We start from the raw sequence: 18,038 nt of genomic DNA, 5'->3' as shown, positions 1-18,038 counted from the left end.
CTCCCTAGTCTTATGTTGTTGCGGTTGCGGAAATAACACTGATCACGAAGAATGCTGCAATAATAACAAGAATGATACTATTCAGGATTAAACCCATAATAGCTAATACTTTCTTTCTGTTCTTTAGTGATACACCAATAATACCTAATAGAGTACCCACGAGATTACTAAGTAACATTACAATAAGAATGATACCTAAAGTGGTTAGGTTCGTAACCAGGTCACGAGTAGGGGACCCAACAAAACCTGTACCACTAGAATCTAAATAAGGACCAATGATAGCACCGGCGACGGCCACAATTACGATATACCCTAACAAGCTAACAAGACTAATAATAAGAGAGGCAATTCCGGGTCCTGAATGTTTCAATTGAAGCGGAGGTTGGAAACTCAACGTTGGATTAAAATGTTCATTCTCTACATAAGGTTGTTGTTGTATATCGTGTGACTCATGTGAATCCATATTCTATCTCTCCTTATACATACTCAATTCTTGATATTCACAATTCTAATTAATACTCTTCCATATTTGGATATAAAAATCAAGGGTTGTTCATTAATAATGTACTTAGATTCCAAGGTGTTGGCAAACTTGAAGCGTATGAGTTAGTATATGGTACAGAAGTTGTCAGATAAGTTTGGAAAGGGGATAAATTGCTGTGCAACGTACATTTATTCAATGGGGAACAGTTTTAATGGCTCTTTCAGTAGCTATAGGTGCTTTCGGAGCCCATTTATTGGAATCTAGAATCGGTCAGGATGCGTTAGAGATATATGAGACGGGTGTTCATTATCATATGATCCACGGAATAGCATTAATTCTAGTCGGATTGGCTGCAGGACAATGGGGTGAGTCTAAGAAACTCAATGTAGCAGGTTGGATGTTTATGGTTGGGGTCATATTGTTTTCAGGTAGTCTTTACGTATTGAGCATTAGTGGGATTACAATGTTGGGTGCGATCACTCCATTGGGTGGGGTTGCCTTCATTATTGGTTGGCTTTATTTCATGGCAGATGTATTTCGTCGAGATAAACATAGTTGAAAGTATATAAATAGTTAATATGAAAAGAGGACCCTAGGGTCCTCTTTTACTGTTCTACCGGGTATCAAATTCAATAATTTCGTTGAGCATGAAGGAGTATACTTGCTTTTCGTCCACATGATAAACATTAATTAATTGATGTTCTTGATCGTAGTTTAATATTCGACATGGAATACTCTTAATTTGCCCCTGTAGATTCGTGGTCATACGAACTAAACGATTGTCTTGAATACAAAGCTTAATCCACTCTGTAGGATCATCAGTATACATTGAGGATGATTCTACAGTCGAAGGAACTATCGCTGCGTTAACTTTAGGTTGGTTTTCTATTATAGGGATAGGCGCTTTGAAAGCCTTCTTTTCACTGCTGATAGGTTTAGGCTTTAAATTATTTTTAGAAATTATTGATTTTTTCTTGGTTTGAATCAGACTTTCGATGATTTCTCCAAGCTCTATGCCAGATTTTACTCGAAAATCAAGTACATCTTCATTTTTGTTGATCATTTCTAGCAATAATTGCAAGGCTATCGCATTTGATTGTTCTTTAATCAGTATATCCACATTGAATAAGTAACCGCTATCTTCATTTCCTTGTTTATTATTCATAATTCCCCCAGCTTAGTGAAATGTTCAACAGCAAATAAACTATACCATTAAACTGGAATAAAAAATAGTCCTTTCGGCGTAGGACTAGCGTTTCCTTTAAATTATTCGACATATTTCGCAAAATAACTTTCGCACCAATGCATTTTGTCCCGAATATGAATAATGTTATGTAGAACATCAGGAGGTGCCAGGCTATGATCAATATTGTACCTATTGTTATCGAAGATCAGACATTGGTTGGAGTCGAAGTGAAACTACCCAAAACAACATTACTGACTATCAATACTTCAAAGGGGTATATTATGTGTGGTGCTTTAGATGTGAATCTATTGAATGAGAAGCTTGCTGACCGACAGATTATTGCAGGCAGAGCTGTAGGCGTAAGAACTCTTCAGGATTTACTTGATGCGCCACTTGAATCCATTACTTTGGAAGCTGAGAAGTTAGGGATCACAACGGGCATGTTAGGTAAAGATGCACTATTGAGAATGTTATGATTTTTTTTAAAAAGACCAATTCATTTGAATTGGTCTTTTTAATTTTTATGAAGTTTGAGTATCTGTAAATATGGCTGCTAAATTTTGTCGGAAAGGGGCTCTGATGATTCCCTTTTCAGTAATAATAGCTGTTACATATTCATTAGGGGTGACATCAAATGCAGGATTATATACTTTTATTCCCTCGGGAGCCGTTCTTTTGCCGAAACCTTCCGTAATTTCTTCCGCGGGTCTCTCTTCAATTGGAATATCATCACCTGTCGCTGTCAATAAATCAATCGTGGAGAGCGGGCAAGCGACATAGAATGGAATACCGTGCGCTTTAGCTAGAACAGCTACACTATAGGTACCTATTTTGTTAGCAACATCGCCATTGGCAGCTACGCGGTCCGTGCCGACAATGACAGCTTGAATCCAACCTTTATTCATGACCATACCGGCCATGTTATCGCAGATGAGTGTGACATCAATACCTGCTTGTTGAAGCTCAAACGCTGTGAGTCGTGCGCCCTGAAGGACTGGGCGAGTCTCATCAGCATACACTTTCAAATGAATCCCTTGTTCATGTGCAAGATACATAGGAGCAAGAGCCGTACCGTATTTGGCTGTGGCTAATCCACCGGCATTGCAGTGTGTTAATACTCCCATACCATCGTGAAAGAGGGGAAGAGCGTGTTCTCCAATAAGTCGACAGACCTCTTCATCTTCTGTTTGTATAGCATGAGCTTCAGATAGCAGCAACTCATTGAGCTGGAGTATCCCATGTCCTTCCTGCACAAGCGAAGTCGCCTTGTCTTTCATACGATCAAGTGCCCAGAACAGGTTTACTGCTGTAGGCCGAGAAGTAGCTAGATAACGACTAACCTCTATAATGTGATTCAGCCAGGCTTTGAGATCGATGTCATTGTTGTTAGTGCTAATGTTTCGTGCACCAAGGACAATACCATAGGCTGCCGCAATTCCGATCGCCGGCGCGCCTCGGACTTTCATCGTATGGATAGCATCCCATACCTCTTCGGCTGTATATAAATTCAACATAATAATGGAATCAGGAAGAAGACGTTGGTCTAGAAGAATTAGATGATCTTCGCCCCATTGAAGAGACGATAAGGGTTGTTGTGAATTTGTTTGGTTATTTGAACTCATGAGTAACTCCTTCTGTTGTAACTTGAGATGTACTCTTAGCGATTAGAATTAGGTCTTGAATAGAATTGATATTTCGATTGCTAAGAACGAGCTGTTTACCTATAGACAATGCTTTACGCTGAGCCGTCTCACGTGCTGTATCGTTACTGATGTTGTCGATATCAACGACGTGGGATAGTCCCACGATACGCCGAATGATTTTGCAACCTGCAAAACCAACGGTATCTTTTAGAATCTGGGCAACATATATATCTTGATAACCAGGAGTTTTAGCCATCACATCTTGTACATCTTTGTTCCAAAGTGTACGAAAGTGTGATTCAAATGAATTCCAAGTCTTCTCTACCATAAGTAGCAGGGAGGATTGTTTTTCTTGAAGAGCAACTTCATCTTTAATCCAACCAGGTTGGGCAGTGTAATTTAGGAGTAAATTAGCAATGATCGCACCGATATCAAATCCCATTGGACCATAATAGGCGAATTCGGGATCAATGACCTTCGTAGACTCCTGTGTTACAAAGATACTACCGGTGTGTAAATCTCCATGAAGAAGCGCTTGTGTCTGGCTTAGAAACTTCTGGCGAAGAAGAGCTACTTCAAGATGAAGAGCTTGGTCTTCACGTAGGGCAAATGCCTCGTCAGCTATGCTGTCAGCATAATTGTTGTTGTCGGATAGCTGATAGGGATCTTCAAAGATGAGATCCTCCGTTATTTTGCACAGATCTGGGTTTGTGAAAATTTTAACTTGTTGTTTTTTTTGCTGTGGATTCATGTTGAGATCGGATGTATAGAATAATGTGTTAGCAAGAAACCTACCTATATGTTCTGTGAACAGTGGATATTCATTTCCCTCAAGTAGACCCTTGCGCATGATGACATGATCGCTAAGATCCTCCATCACTGTAATGGCCATGGATTCATCATAGGCATAGACCTCAGGGACAAGATCAGGACATAATTGATGCTGTTTAATCAGGGCCTCGCGTTCAATACGAGCACGATCCAGTGATAACGGCCAAGATTCTCCTACGACTTTCGCATAAGGAAGGGCTTGTTTGATAATGATACTCTTATGGTTTACTGGGTCTGTAATGTGAAATACTAAATTAAGATTTCCATCTCCAATTTCGGAACATTGAAGGGTAGCAGCATTATCAAAGTATCCGGATAGTGTCTGGGCATAGGTAATTGCTTCATTAACAGTTAATGGGTGATAAGTGGACAAAAAAGTCACCTCCAGAATGAATGATGGATCATAAAAACCAACTCAGTTACTTGGTAATTAAGTATAACGGAAAGTAGAATGGTTTTAAACTGTTTTGTTGGAAGGTTCTTGTTTCACACTCTATTGTAAAGGGTAAATATAGTTATAAGAGATTGAGTGAGAGTAAGAAGTCTACACAATATTATGACTACTTAGTTTAAGGTTCTAACATTAACTTATACTTATGGAAAAGGAAGGGATTACAATGGCAAAAACAACGTCAACTAAATTACAAAATGAGACTTTACAACAGGCACTGAACCAACAGGTCGCAAATTTCAACGTGTTATATGTGAAACTTCATAACTTTCACTGGTTTGTTAGAGGTGAACAGTTTGTAACGCTACATGCGAAGTTTGAAGAGCTCTATAATGATGTAACATTAATAATGGATGAAGTAGCTGAGCGTTTGCTAACTATCAAAGGTAGTCCGTCTGCAACAATGAAGGAATATCTTGAACTGGCAACGATTCAAGAAGCAGGAGGCAAAGAGGATGCTCGTAAAATGGTGCAAGCTATCATTGAGGATTTCGCTACTGTAGCTGAGGAGTTAGATGAGGGTATTACCCTTGCAGAAGATGCTAAGGATCATCCTACGGTTGACATGTTCATTAAGATCAAAGGCGATCTTGAAAAACATATGTGGATTCTTCGCTCGTTATTAGGTTAAGTATAAACATTGAGAGTTTGTTTCAATATATAGAAGGAGGCTTGGCTGATAAATGCGGCCAGGTCTTTTTTTCTTTATCGAAAAATAAGCGGAAGTCGTTGTACAAATGGGAATGTAGCTTATAAAAATTTGATAAGATTAGTCAATTATAATAAAATTAAATGATAATCATTGAGAATCAAGACGAAGTAGTTTAGAATGAGTATAAACACACTTGAAATCGGGGGCATTGTCCCTGTTAATATATTTCCGGTTTCTACAAAATATCGAATATGGGTATAACATCTATATAACGGAGGGAAACAAACATGGCAACAAATTTCGTCATTGAAGGTCTTAAAGCATCAATCGAGGGTAAAGAAATACTGAAGGGAATCAACCTTCAAATTAAGGGTGGAGAAATTCATGCAGTGATGGGACCGAATGGTACAGGTAAAAGTACACTCGCTTCTGCGCTAATGGGACATCCTAAGTACGAAGTAACAGCAGGTTCAGTAACTTTAGATGGTGCAGATGTGCTTGATATGGCAGTAGACGCACGTGCACGTGCGGGTCTTTTCTTAGGGATGCAGTATCCAAGTGAAATTTCGGGTGTTACCAACTCTGATTTCCTTCGCAGTGCTATTAATGCACGTCGTGAAGAAGGTAGTGAAATTTCTTTGATCAAGTTCATTCGTCAAATGGAAGCCAAAATGAAGGAACTAGAAATGAATCCTGAATTTCTTCACCGTTATTTAAATGAAGGCTTCTCAGGTGGAGAAAAGAAACGTAACGAAATTCTACAAATGATGATGCTAGATCCCAAACTTGTCATTCTTGATGAGATTGATTCCGGCTTAGATATTGATGCATTGAGAATCGTAGCTAATGGCGTAAATGCAATGAGAAGTGAAGATCGTGGTTTCCTTGTGATTACCCACTACCAACGTCTACTAAACTACATTAAACCTGACTTTGTACATGTCATGATGCAAGGGGTTATTGTGAAGTCTGGTGGTCCAGAATTGTCTGAACGACTAGAAGCAGAAGGCTATGATTGGGTAAAAGAAGAACTTGGTATTGAAGATGAAACTGTAGGTCAAGAAGCGTAAATATAACGGAAGGAGGACAACGATATGACAACACAAACCATTCTTCCGGTTGACGCCGAAAGCCTGAAAGTAATCTCCAAGCGTAATAATGAACCGGATTGGTTAACAGAATTACGATTCAAAGCATTGGAATTGGCGGCTCAGTTGGAATTACCAAAGCTTGAGAAGACAAGAATAGACAGATGGAATACACAAGCTTACGGAAAGTATCAGGAAGCTACTGTGATTCAGTCTTTGGATGGAGTTCCTAACTCTATTCAAGATTTAATTAAGGATCATGAAGCATCTGGTAGCCTTATCGTTCAACGTAATTCAGGCGTGGTTTACACTAAACTATCTCCTGAATTATCTGCACAGGGTGTTATCTTTACAGATCTTCACACTGCAGCTAGAGAACACGGAGAATTAGTAAAGACTTATTTACACAATGCTGTTAAGAGTGATGAGAATTCCGTTACAGCATTACATGCAGCACTTTGGAATGGAGGTGTATTCCTCTATGTTCCTAAGAATGTAGAAGTAACAACTCCGCTTCAGGCTATATTCCTGACAGATGAAGCTCAAGCAACATTTGCACCGCATATACTAATTGTGGCAGAGATGAATAGTTCAGTCACTTATGTTGATAACTATGTGTCTGGCGAGCTAGATGGAGATATACTTCATAATGGAGCTGCGGAAGTATTCATTAAAGCTGGAGCTAAAGTCCGTTATGCATCTGTTCACCAATTGGGTGAGTCTGTTACAGATTTAAGCTATCGTCGAGCTGTAGTTGAGAATGATGCTTCTATTGAATGGATCGTTGGTGAAATGAACAGCGGAGATACGATGAGTAACACGAATTCGATTCTTAAAGGAAATGGTTCCACGACAGATGCTAAAGTTATTGCTGTCGGATCAGGTGCGCAGAAGTTGAACTATACGACACAAGCACAACATTTTGGCAAAAGTTCGACTAGCCAGATGATCACTCGTGCTGTTATTCGTGAGAAGGCGACTGCCATCATTAATGGGATTACGAAGATTGAGAAAGGGGCCAGCAAATCCGATGGTCAGCAGACAGAGAAAGTATTAATGCTGAGTCCAAAAGCACGTGGAGATGCGAATCCAATTCTACTTATAGATGAAGATGATGTAACAGCAGGGCACGCTGCTTCTGTTGGACAAGTGAATCCTGAACAAATTTTTTATCTTATGTCTCGTGGGATTTCACGTTCTGAGGCTGAAGCGCTAGTTATATACGGCTTCTTAGCTCCAGTGGTATCACAAATTCCGTTGGAAGGATTACAGGCCCAACTTCAGTCATTAGTTGAAAGGAAGTTAGGACAATGAATAATGTAATCCGGGAGCAGTTCCCAATATTGCAGCAGGAGATCAATGGACATCCGTTAGTATATTTGGACAGCGCGGCAACTTCTCAGAAGCCGCGTGTGGTTATTGAGGCACTGCAGCATTATTATGAACGGGATAATGCGAATGTACATCGTGGTGTGCATACACTCGGTAGTCGTGCTACAGATGCGTATGAAGGTGCGCGGGAGAAAGTTGCCAAATTCATTCATGCTCGTAGTACGCAAGAGATTATTTTCACTCGTGGAACTACGACAGCTCTGAATATGATTGCTTCTTCTTATGCTCGAAGTGTCTGCGGTGAGGGTGATGAGATTGTACTTACTCCTATGGAACACCATAGTAATCTCATTCCGTGGCAGCAAGTAGCTAAAGCTACTGGTGCTACTTTGAAATATATAGCATTACAACCTGATGGATCAGTCGATTTGGCAGAAGTTGAGAAGGTGGTTACAGCTCGTACTAAGATTGTAGCTATTGGCTATGTCTCGAATGTCATGGGCGTCGTGAATCCTGTCAAAAAAATCGCTGAAATTGCTCATCGTAACGGCGCAATTATCGTTGTAGATGGAGCACAAAGCACCCCTCATATGGCCGTTGATGTTCAGGACTTGGATTGTGATTTCTATGCCTTTTCGGGTCATAAGATGTGTGGACCGACTGGCATTGGGGTATTGTATGGTAAGAAGGCGTTACTCGAAGCCATGGAACCTGTAGAATTTGGTGGAGAAATGATCGATGATGTTGGGCTCTATGAATCGAATTGGAAGGAACTCCCTTGGAAATTCGAAGGGGGGACTCCTATCATTGCTGGAGCTGTGGGCTTAGCAGCGGCGATTGATTTCCTTGAGGAAGTTGGCATGGATAATATTGAACGCCATGAGCGTAAGCTTGCAGCATATGCGATGGATCGTTTATCTGAGATTGAAGGCATTACATTATATGGTCCACGTCATCGTGAAGTAGGCCTTGTTACCTTCAATTTAGCAGAAGTTCATCCGCATGACGTAGCAACTGTATTAGATGCAAGTGGAATTGCGATTCGTGCGGGGCATCATTGTTGTCAACCGTTGATGCGTTGGTTAGAAGTGAACTCTACTGCTCGTGCTAGCTTCTACCTGTACAATACAGAAAACGACGTTGACAGACTCGTTAGTGCCTTAATTCAGACAAAGGAGTACTTTGGCGATGCAACTTGATGATTTATACCGTCGTGTAATCATGGACCATTATAAAACTCCTCGGAATAAGGGAACTTTTGAAGAGGATGCTGTAACGATTAATTTAAATAATCCGACTTGTGGAGATCGAATCACACTTCAACTCAAGCTTGAAGACGGAATTGTTCGAGATGCTAAATACTCTGGTGACGGGTGCTCGATCAGCATGTCCTCTGCTTCTATGATGACAGCTGCTGTGAAGGGTAAGACTTTCGAAGAAGCACAAGATTTAGCAGCACGTTTCTCAGCTCTTATGAAGGGTGAAGATGTGCAGTTCGACGAATACGAGGATATAGAAGCCTTATCTGGAGTGAACAAATTCCCAGCTCGCATTAAATGTGCAACCTTAGCTTGGAATGCACTGCGTAAAGGAATAGACGATCAGAACAAATAATGTAAGGGAGGCTGAAATCATATGGCTAAACAATTAGAAGAAGTAGAAGAGTATCAATACGGCTTTCGTGATGAGCATGAATCTGTATTTAAATCAGGAAAAGGTTTAACTCGCGAAATCGTGATGGAAATATCCAAAATTAAAAATGAACCAGAATGGATGCTTGATTTCCGTCTAAAAGCATTGGAGCAATTCTTCAAGATGCCAATGCCTAAATGGGGCGGCGATATGGATGACTTGGATTTCAATGAAATCCAATATTTCGTTAGAGCTTCTGATAAGCAAGGAAAGACATGGGAAGAAGTGCCTTCTGAAATTAAAGAAACGTTTGATAAGCTAGGTATTCCTGAAGCTGAGCAGAAATTTCTCGCTGGTGTATCTGCACAGTATGAATCAGAAGTGGTATACCATAGCATGCAGAAGGACCTTGAAGATCAAGGGGTTATCTTCATGGATATGGATACAGCGCTAAGAGAACATCCTGAAATCGTGAAAGAATATATTAGTACTATAATTCCAGTAGCTGATAATAAGTTTTCTGCATTGAATAGTGCTGTATGGTCAGGTGGTAGCTTCATCTATGTTCCAAAAGGAGTGAAATGTGAAGTGCCATTGCAGGCATACTTCCGTATTAACTCTGAGAACATGGGACAATTTGAGCGTACACTCATTATTGCTGACGAAGATAGCATGGTGCATTATGTAGAAGGATGTACAGCTCCAATCTACAGTACGAATTCCCTTCATAGTGCCGTGGTAGAAATTATCGTTAAGAAGAATGCACGCGTTCGTTATACAACGATTCAGAACTGGGCTCCAAATATCTATAACCTAGTGACTAAACGTGCTGTAGCTGAAGAGAATGCAACGATGGAATGGGTTGATGGTAACATCGGTTCCAAACTGACGATGAAATATCCAGCAGTTGTCCTTAAAGGTCGTGGAGCTAAAGGTATGGTTCTTTCTATCGCTGTTGCAGGTAAAGGCCAGCATCAAGATGCAGGAGCTAAGATGATTCACTTAGCACCTGACACCACGTCTACAATCGTCTCGAAGTCGATCAGTAAGCATGGAGGAAAAGTAACTTATCGTGGTCTAGCTTCCTTCGGTCGTCAAGCAGAGGGCGCGAAATCTAACATTAAATGTGATACGCTAATTATGGATAACCTATCTACTTCAGATACTATTCCATATAACGAGATCATGAATGATAATATTACACTTGAGCACGAAGCGACTGTATCTAAGGTATCAGAAGAACAATTGTTCTATCTGATGAGCCGCGGACTTACCGAAGCGGAAGCGACTCAAATGATCGTTATGGGCTTTATCGAGCCATTCACAAAAGAACTTCCAATGGAATATGCAGTTGAAATGAACCGTCTGATCAAACATGAGATGGAAGGGTCTATCGGGTAATTTTGTACAACTAAAGTTTTATTCTTACTCTTAGAAGTAACATAAATACGTGTCTGTAGTGACTTTCACACTCTAGTGTCTAAGCTGCTCGGACACGTATTTTAATTTGCGTAGGCTTTGAAAAGTAATCAATATGGAATATTTGATCGGTACATATTAAAGTTTGGAACTTTACAACTTCTACACCGTATTGTCATCATAGGAAAAATGAACCATTTTTTGGATGCTGAAAAGGTTGATTAGGATCAACGGTCCATATCTTAGGTCTTATTTTTGAGCGAGCAAGGAGCACTGGAATTGCAGATCGATCCTATGTGCAGGTATTCGAAGTATTCATCTGATCTTGCCGAAGTTAACTAGACTTTAGCAGATTTTGATAAATAAAAATGTTAATATAGGGGGAATTAAATTGGAAGAGATCAAAAAGAAAAAAGCATGGTATAAAAAATGGTGGGTGTGGCTCATTATCATCGTGGTGATAGGTGCTATAGGATCGATGAACAGCGAAGACAAAGCGGACAAGCCTGCAGCAGTTGAAAAACAACCTGAATCTGAACCCGCTAAAGAGCCTGCTACTACAGAGCCTAAGAAAGAAGTCGAACCAGTAGAAAAGGTAGAAGAGGTAGATGAGCAAGAAGATAAAACGATTAGTAAAGTCGGAGACAGTATAAGCACCAAGAACTTTAAGCTTACAGTTGAATCATTAAATAAACTAGAAGGAAATGATTTTAACAAACCTGCAGATGGCAACAAGTTCGTAGAAGTCGTTGTACTTATAGAGAATATCTCAGATAAGGATTACACCGTTAGTTCATTAATGATGTTTAATGCGTATCAAGATGGTTTTTCAATAAACGAATCGATAGGTGCGCAGATAGCTGATACCACTATTCCTACGCTTGATGGCGCATTAGCGGCGGGCAAGAAACTTAAGGGTAAACTAGCTTATGAATTACCCAAGGACTGGTCAGAACTTGAGATCGATGTTGACTTGACCGCTTTAAGTTTTAGTAGTGAAGGGGAAGTTAAGATAATTCTGAAGAACAAATAACATACCACACATTAGGTCCTGCCAGCGGCGGGGCCTTTTTACTCGTCGTATCGACGTGTCACGTACACGATCAGGACCTGAGAAATTCAATAGTTTTTTATCCCTATCTATTGTTATTCATAGAGACGTTAGTATAATGAGGTAACACGGTGATTAGGTAAAGGACAAAAGTAACTAGATGAGGGGCAGACAAATGAAACGAATAGCAATCGTAGGCAGCAGCGGGGGAAACCTGTTTAATCTGGGGGGGAAAGACCCGCATAAGTTAATTGGAGAAATCGTTGCACAAAGCAATAGTGCTGGTCTAGAGATGGGCGTGGTGCAATTTATAGCAGCGGCAGAATCTATGGATATTGCAAAAGAGAATACGAGAGCAGTGTTGTATGGATGGGATTCAGCACAAAATAGCCTAAAAAACAATTTTGAGGGATTACTGAAAGATACGAACCAGGCGTCAGTAGCACTCGATGCTGAGATTGCTAGTCAAATCCGAGCAGGTCTCATCGATGGTGTTATAACCATGAGCGCCGACCCAAATCATACGAATAAACAAACGATTATAGCAGCTGCAGAGAAAGGAATACCACTTGTGGGTACAGGTGGGACATCTATGGCTCTGATTAGTTCCAAGGGAGTGAACGTCATTGCTACATCTGGGACAACTGGAACGACGAACCGGACAAGAGCGGTATCCTTTATTCAATCATTGTGCCAATATTGGGGAATGAAGTATTATCCTGTTCTTGGTAGCTCCCAATCACCTGATCCATCGGCAGCCGAAAAACCTTGGAAGAAAATCAATCTAAAAGGTATTATGCAATCTTCCTTACCAGGTTTTATTGCTATGGCTATTGTACTTGCGCTCAGTCAAATTCCCGCTTTAAAAGGATTAAGTGAAGTGTTTGATTTGTTGCTAAAAGCATTACCAGTAGTTCTAGCTGTCATTGCTGCGAAACAGATTTCTGATTTGGACGAGGTATCTATTGTAGCTGGGGTTATTGCAGGAACACTTTCTATTCAAGGGGGTATTATCGGCGGCATCATTGGTGGTATCGGGGCTGGATTACTTGTTCACTACTTCTTTTTAAAATGTGTACAATGGCGTTTCCCGATGACGACCGTGAATATTGTGGCCGGAGGTCTAGCTGGTCTAATATCCGGGCTTATCATGTATTTCTTGATCGCTCCGTTTGCGTTGCAGTTGGGGGAATTCATCAAGTACATCATTGACCTGGCGATATCATTCAATCCTATTGTAGCAGGAGTTATTGCGGGTCTTTTGATCTGGCCAGCTATTCTTGGAGGTGTCTACCACGCTGCTATTCTTCCTATCGTTTTACTTGAAATGGAGAAAACAGGAAATAGCTTCTTAGGAGCTATAGATATGGTTGGTTTGGTTATGGTATCCGCGGGAATTACACTAGCTAACATTATAGCACCTAGAGATAAAGGAGAAGCAGCGGTAGCTACTCCTGGGTTTCTTATTAATATGGGCTTCGGGACTTTTGTTGAGGCAGCATATCCATTCATGTTTTCTAATAAAATGGTCTTTGCAGGTGCGATCTTTGTGTCTGGTGTAGGAGGGGGACTCGTGGGCGTGTTTAACGTTCGTGGCACCGCTTATGTCCCTTCATTTATGGGACCCTTTCTGTCTAATAACTTAATTGGTTTTACTACCTCGATGTTGGTGGCTCTGACTCTATCCCTACTGATTACGTTGGTAGCTAACAAAACCGTAAAGAACAAGAAACAAATAGAACAGAATGTATAGGTAAATCAATCAGAATGTTTATAAAAGAGTGTTACACAAGAAAATAAAAGGACTCTCCACTGTTATCATATCTGATAGCCGGGGGAAGTCCTTTTATTAATATTATATACATCCTACATCAATACTTCATTAATAGATAAAGATCGCTCAATAGATAAATCAATAAAGGTCGTATCAATCTGTACTAGTGGGCGGAAATAATCGACTGGATTTGTCATAATGATGATTCCTGACTGGCCAGATGAAAGTAATACCTTCTTGCCAATAAAATTAGGAAGCATATGTCGTATAAAAGCTTGTGTAGGTCTAGGAGCGAGTTTGCCAAAGCTAAGATTATGAATTTCCCGTAGAACAGCTAGAAGCTCCTGTTTCGATTGGTACACTCGCTTTGTTGTCATTGCGCTGTATACATCGGCAACAGCTGTTATTTGTGAGAATGGATGTATTTCATGCTCTGATCGTTGGAGAGGATATCCGCTACCATCGTCACGTTCGTGATGTTGTAATGCCACAAGTGCAGTCGTAGCATGTGAGGTGGATTCACGAATGATCTCATATCCATAAGTCGTATGAAGTTTTATTTGTTCAAACTCTTCTGGGGTTAATTTTCCAGGTTTATTTAGAATCTCAATGGGAATTCTAGATTTACCTATGTCATGTAAATAGCCTGCCTTACTAGCAATATAACAATCCTCTGGAGAATAGCCAAGCCAAGAGGCTATGTAATAGGATAGCATACCAACTTGCATAGAATGGTGATATGTATAATCATCTTCTTGATCAAGTGCAAGTAATAAGGATACAACATCGGTGTGACCGTTTAGTTGATCGACTAAAGGTTCAAGAATATCATCAACCATGCCATCATTCACTTTACCCGTGTTGGATGCTTCAAGGAAAAGGCTTCCAAAACCCTGTACAACTTGAGATAATTGAGGTTTAGTCTTATAGAGATAATCTTGAAGTGCAGCTGATTCTCTTAGAATTTCATCTTCTGTAACAGGCTCGACGTCGACATAGTCGATACTGTGCTTAACAAGTTGACTAATACCGTCAGCCTTTAATACAGTACCTTTTGATAGGACATGTAATCCAACTCTATTAAACGTGTCCGATAGTAACGTATCACCGGGTTTTAAATCTGTTACATGAACTCTCATTTAGTATAAGTCCCCTTATCAATAGATAGATAGTATTACTAATGATATTATCAGGAAAATACTGGATTAACAATGTTTTTTCATTAATTTTTAGTAGGTAAAGTTGGGTCCCAGTGCCCTTGTGGACCTTTCCACTCTGACCCATCATCCCAGATTTCCTTCTTCCATATCGGGACTGATTGTTTTAATCGTTCTATGGCATATCGACTTGCTTCATAACATGTATCTCTATGACCTGTAGAGACCGCAATAATAACACTAATTTCTTTAATATTAACGGTACCTACTCTATGGGAGATGGCACATTGAATACCGGGCCACTTGACTTGCATCTCTAAGCCTATGTTCTCTAATGTACTGAGTGCCATTGGAATATAGGCTTCATATTCTAAATGAACTGTACGTTGATCGCCGGTCATTTCTCTTGTTGTGCCAATGAATGTGAGGTTGGCACCATGATTATGATTAAGCACTTTCGTCGTAACTTGTTCTATTGAAAGGGGTACCTCTGTTATGACATACATGTCATTTGAGGAACTCTGAGTTAATGGTGTGTCTGACTGACCATCCCCACCAGAGACTGGAGGGATTAACGCTATCTCATCCTTGTCAGTAATGAGATCATGACCTGATGCATATTCCTGATTAATAGCGACAAAGGAACTTGCGATTTGAGAAGTGGCTTGAGGATAGGATGTAGATAGAACTATTTTGAGTTGTTCAGTAGTAATAGGTAGCTCAATGATGTTATATTTCAATAAAGAGGTCCCTAAATTCTCGGCTAGACCAGCGAAGAGTCTAATTGTAATTTGCATTTTTATTCACCTCATGCATGTCTGATATTTCCTTAAATATACCATAACCATCATGAAAATGTTATGATAACGTACTAGAAGAGCCTTCAGTACAGGTGCCCACAATTAGCTCAGAGGAAACTGTGCTCTCTGTAATTAATGTAGAGAGGGGATAGCACAAGATGGCTTTGGATCATAACGGACAATTAACCATTTTGCATACAAATGATATACATAGCCATTTTGAAACGGTGGGCTCTATCGCAGCGTTGATTAAGCGGGAGAAATCTATGGCCATAGAAGATACAGTTTTACTTCTTGATATAGGGGATCACATGGATCGAATGGCGATGGAGACTGAAGGAAGTATGGGACAGGTTAATACAGATATTCTGAATCTTACAGGATATGATGCGATAACGATCGGAAACAATGAAGGACTAACCTTTACTCCAGATGTCCTAAGTCTTGCATATGCTGGATTGTTATGTCCTATTGTCTGCTGCAATATCCGAAATGTAGAGGGGGAAACGACTCCCTCTTGGATGGAAAACTATACAATCTTATCAAAGGGCGGTATTACTATAGGTATTACTGGAGCAACTGCTCCATATGATAATTTCTATAAATTGATTGGTTGGAGGGCTCTTGAGCCTATTTCTGCTCTAGAGGAACAAATTAAATTTCTTAGACCACAAGTGGACGTTGTGATCGTCTTATCCCATTTAGGACTACCTACGGATCGTTTATTGGCAGAGCAGGTTGCAGGGATTGATCTTATTTTGGGAGGGCATACACACCATTTGCTGGAAGAGCCTTTATTTGTTGGGGATACAGCGATTTGCGCGACAGGAAAGTTTGGACAATATGTAGGGAAAGTTAAGATGGAACGAGATCAGGAAGGGCTGTTCAGAGTCATGTCTGGTCAGTGTATACCCGTTGATCTTTCGCTTGTAGAAGAGACGATTAGTGAAGCGCTTATGATACATCAGGAGCAAGCGAAGACGGCCTTAAATCAAACGATTGCTGTGACGGATCGTGCCCTACCATTAAATATGGATGCTCAGGAATCTCCTTTTGGAAATGTACTGGCTCAATCGTTACGTTACTTCACAGGGTGTAAGCTTTCTATGGTGAATACGGGACAACTGCTTGGTTCACTTCATGAGGGGGAGATTACCAAAGGGCTTTTACATCGTTTATGTCCTTCGCCTATTAATGCGAGTGTTCTCAAACTAAAAGGCTCCGACATTCGATATACTCTTGAACAGAGTTTGTTACCTGAGTTTACGGAAAAGAGGATTATAGGGTATGGTTTCCGAGGGAAGGTTCTAGGTAGTATTGCCCTTGATGGTGTCGAAGTCTTGTACGATAGTCGACGAATCCCTTATGATAGAATTATTGAAGTTTATGTACAAGGTGAACGGTTAGTCGATGACAAGGATTATGAAGTAGGTACGATTGACATGTTCACTTTTAGAGTGGGTTATGAGAAAATTGCAGATGGGCATGATGCAAGATACATTCTGCCAGAGTTATTAAGGGACATCCTTCACATGGAGCTCCAGCGGCCGGGAAGTCTTGATGAAGGTTATGAATCGAGATGGATTGACGTATCTCAAACATCATGAAAAAGCGAGATGGGATAGTTATTGTTATTCAATTTAAGTTTCAGTTAGGGAGGAAGAAATGGATACTATTGCAGCAATTATCCTTGGTATTGTGGAGGGAATAACGGAGTTTATTCCGGTCTCTTCAACAGGACATATGATTCTGACATCCAAAGTGTTAGGGTATAACGATCAAGATGAAATTATGAAGACTTTTGAGATCGTCATTCAATTAGGGGCGATACTTGCTATTGCCATTGTGTATTGGCGCCGTATTTTGAATCTTCTAGGTTTAAATCAGAAGAAATCTGTGAATGCTGCAAGACCAAGTTCTAAGCTTAATTTGATTCACGTGATATTAGGGATTTCACCTGCACTTATTGTTGCCTTTTTTGCACGTGATTTTATCAAGAGTTTATTTAATGCGAATACGGTAGTATGGGCGCTTGTTGCAGGTGGTATTTTCATGATTTTTGCAGAGTGGTATAATAAAACAAAAGCTACGATTACGGCAGAAGATATGGATGAGATGACTTATAAGCAAGCTTTATATATTGGATTGTTTCAAATTATCTCGGTCCTTTGGCCAGGGTTCTCCCGTTCAGGATCTACCATTTCAGGGGGGATGATTAGCGGGGTAAGTTACAAAGCATCAGCGGACTTCTCCTTTTTGATCGCAATTCCAATTATGTGTGCTGCATCCGGATATGAGTTACTTGATACTTATAAAGATTTCAATAGCACTAATATTGGCTACTTTGCCATTGGATTTATCATTTCATTTGTTGTTGCTTACGTAGTAGTATTGGCATTTATGAAACTTATTCAAAAAATTAGACTAACGCATTTTGCGATATACAGATTTGTGCTAGCTGCCGTTTTTTGGATTTTTATATTGAACTAATTCATCAATCTCTGACACTAGAAATGGTAACGGGTGAGCAATGAATGA

General features: G+C 40.2%; 18 protein-coding genes. 12 read left to right on the top strand and 6 right to left on the bottom strand.

Annotation, left to right across the window (positions count from 1 at the left end):
* Window positions 1-10 precede the first annotated feature (10 nt).
* Window positions 11-463, bottom strand: a complete 453-nt coding sequence (locus tag J2T13_RS05455) for a hypothetical protein (protein ID WP_429369098.1) — start codon at window positions 461-463, stop codon at window positions 11-13.
* Between the two features lie 196 nt (window positions 464-659).
* On the opposite strand from J2T13_RS05455, the gene J2T13_RS05450 reads away from it, so the two are divergent.
* Window positions 660-1,043 (top strand): DUF423 domain-containing protein, encoded by a 384-nt coding sequence (locus tag J2T13_RS05450; protein ID WP_429369096.1) that lies wholly within the window; start codon window positions 660-662, stop codon window positions 1,041-1,043.
* A gap of 54 nt (window positions 1,044-1,097) precedes the next feature.
* On the opposite strand, the gene J2T13_RS05445 is transcribed toward J2T13_RS05450, so the two are convergent.
* Window positions 1,098-1,649, bottom strand: coding sequence for a hypothetical protein (locus J2T13_RS05445; RefSeq protein ID WP_429369094.1), 552 nt, complete (start codon window positions 1,647-1,649; stop codon window positions 1,098-1,100).
* A 194-nt stretch (window positions 1,650-1,843) separates the two neighbouring features.
* Between J2T13_RS05445 and J2T13_RS05440 the strand changes: the two genes are divergently transcribed.
* Window positions 1,844-2,146 carry a YunC family protein gene (locus J2T13_RS05440; protein WP_429369093.1) on the top strand — a complete coding sequence of 101 codons (303 nt, stop codon included), beginning with the start codon at window positions 1,844-1,846 and terminating at the stop codon, window positions 2,144-2,146.
* A 45-nt stretch (window positions 2,147-2,191) separates the two neighbouring features.
* Here J2T13_RS05440 and mtnA read toward each other — a convergent pair whose 3' ends face one another.
* Entirely contained in the window at window positions 2,192-3,292 is a 1,101-nt protein-coding gene (gene mtnA, locus J2T13_RS05435; RefSeq protein WP_429369091.1) for an S-methyl-5-thioribose-1-phosphate isomerase, read from the bottom strand.
* Window positions 3,279-4,517, bottom strand: a complete 1,239-nt coding sequence (gene mtnK / locus J2T13_RS05430; protein ID WP_429369089.1) for an S-methyl-5-thioribose kinase — start codon at window positions 4,515-4,517, stop codon at window positions 3,279-3,281. Before mtnK ends, mtnA begins: the two co-directional genes overlap by 14 nt.
* Before the next feature lie 244 nt (window positions 4,518-4,761).
* Here mtnK and J2T13_RS05425 point away from each other — a divergent pair, with 244 nt between their 5' ends.
* The 8 genes from J2T13_RS05425 to J2T13_RS05390 all read left to right on the top strand — a co-directional run bounded on the left by J2T13_RS05425 (window position 4,762) and on the right by J2T13_RS05390 (window position 13,522).
* Window positions 4,762-5,226: a Dps family protein gene (locus tag J2T13_RS05425; RefSeq protein ID WP_429369087.1), complete on the top strand. Its 465-nt coding sequence runs from the start codon at window positions 4,762-4,764 to the stop codon at window positions 5,224-5,226.
* Window positions 5,227-5,534: 308 nt separating this feature from the next.
* Complete coding sequence (sufC, locus tag J2T13_RS05420) at window positions 5,535-6,317, top strand: Fe-S cluster assembly ATPase SufC (RefSeq protein ID WP_429369085.1); 783 nt, start codon at window positions 5,535-5,537, stop codon at window positions 6,315-6,317.
* Window positions 6,318-6,341: 24 nt separating this feature from the next.
* The gene (gene sufD, locus J2T13_RS05415; protein WP_429369084.1) at window positions 6,342-7,649 is read left to right on the top strand and encodes a Fe-S cluster assembly protein SufD; all 1,308 of its coding nucleotides are present in this window, start codon (window positions 6,342-6,344) and stop codon (window positions 7,647-7,649) included.
* Window positions 7,646-8,866: a cysteine desulfurase gene (locus tag J2T13_RS05410; RefSeq protein WP_429369082.1), complete on the top strand. Its 1,221-nt coding sequence runs from the start codon at window positions 7,646-7,648 to the stop codon at window positions 8,864-8,866. Before sufD ends, J2T13_RS05410 begins: the two co-directional genes overlap by 4 nt.
* Window positions 8,856-9,281 carry a Fe-S cluster assembly sulfur transfer protein SufU gene (gene sufU / locus J2T13_RS05405; protein ID WP_429369080.1) on the top strand — a complete coding sequence of 142 codons (426 nt, stop codon included), beginning with the start codon at window positions 8,856-8,858 and terminating at the stop codon, window positions 9,279-9,281. Before J2T13_RS05410 ends, sufU begins: the two co-directional genes overlap by 11 nt.
* 21 nt (window positions 9,282-9,302) lie before the next feature.
* Window positions 9,303-10,700, top strand: a complete 1,398-nt coding sequence (gene sufB, locus J2T13_RS05400; RefSeq protein ID WP_429369078.1) for a Fe-S cluster assembly protein SufB — start codon at window positions 9,303-9,305, stop codon at window positions 10,698-10,700.
* Window positions 10,701-11,109: 409 nt separating this feature from the next.
* Window positions 11,110-11,751 (top strand): DUF4352 domain-containing protein, encoded by a 642-nt coding sequence (locus J2T13_RS05395; RefSeq protein ID WP_429369076.1) that lies wholly within the window; start codon window positions 11,110-11,112, stop codon window positions 11,749-11,751.
* 193 nt (window positions 11,752-11,944) lie between these two features.
* Window positions 11,945-13,522 carry a PTS sugar transporter gene (locus tag J2T13_RS05390; protein WP_429369074.1) on the top strand — a complete coding sequence of 526 codons (1,578 nt, stop codon included), beginning with the start codon at window positions 11,945-11,947 and terminating at the stop codon, window positions 13,520-13,522.
* Between the two features lie 113 nt (window positions 13,523-13,635).
* Here J2T13_RS05390 and J2T13_RS05385 read toward each other — a convergent pair whose 3' ends face one another.
* Together J2T13_RS05385 and J2T13_RS05380 are read right to left on the bottom strand one after the other, a co-directional pair.
* Entirely contained in the window at window positions 13,636-14,682 is a 1,047-nt protein-coding gene (locus tag J2T13_RS05385) for an HD-GYP domain-containing protein (protein ID WP_429369072.1), read from the bottom strand.
* 83 nt (window positions 14,683-14,765) lie between these two features.
* Window positions 14,766-15,497 carry a molybdenum cofactor biosynthesis protein MoaE gene (locus tag J2T13_RS05380; protein ID WP_429369070.1) on the bottom strand — a complete coding sequence of 244 codons (732 nt, stop codon included), beginning with the start codon at window positions 15,495-15,497 and terminating at the stop codon, window positions 14,766-14,768.
* 161 nt (window positions 15,498-15,658) lie between these two features.
* Here J2T13_RS05380 and J2T13_RS05375 point away from each other — a divergent pair, with 161 nt between their 5' ends.
* Both J2T13_RS05375 and J2T13_RS05370 read left to right on the top strand, forming a co-directional pair.
* Window positions 15,659-17,107 carry a bifunctional metallophosphatase/5'-nucleotidase gene (locus J2T13_RS05375; RefSeq protein ID WP_429369068.1) on the top strand — a complete coding sequence of 483 codons (1,449 nt, stop codon included), beginning with the start codon at window positions 15,659-15,661 and terminating at the stop codon, window positions 17,105-17,107.
* A gap of 58 nt (window positions 17,108-17,165) precedes the next feature.
* On the top strand, window positions 17,166-17,990 hold the full coding sequence (locus tag J2T13_RS05370) for an undecaprenyl-diphosphate phosphatase (RefSeq protein WP_429369066.1): 825 nt from the start codon (window positions 17,166-17,168) through the stop codon (window positions 17,988-17,990).
* The last annotated feature ends 48 nt before the right edge of the window (window positions 17,991-18,038 follow it).

Origin of the sequence: Paenibacillus sp. DS2015 (genome assembly GCF_050433705.1) — a bacterium.
Taxonomy (GTDB): domain Bacteria; phylum Bacillota; class Bacilli; order Paenibacillales; family Paenibacillaceae; genus Paenibacillus_AQ.
Note: the sequence above shows the minus strand (reverse complement) of the source record. Positions and strands in the feature narration are given on the sequence as shown.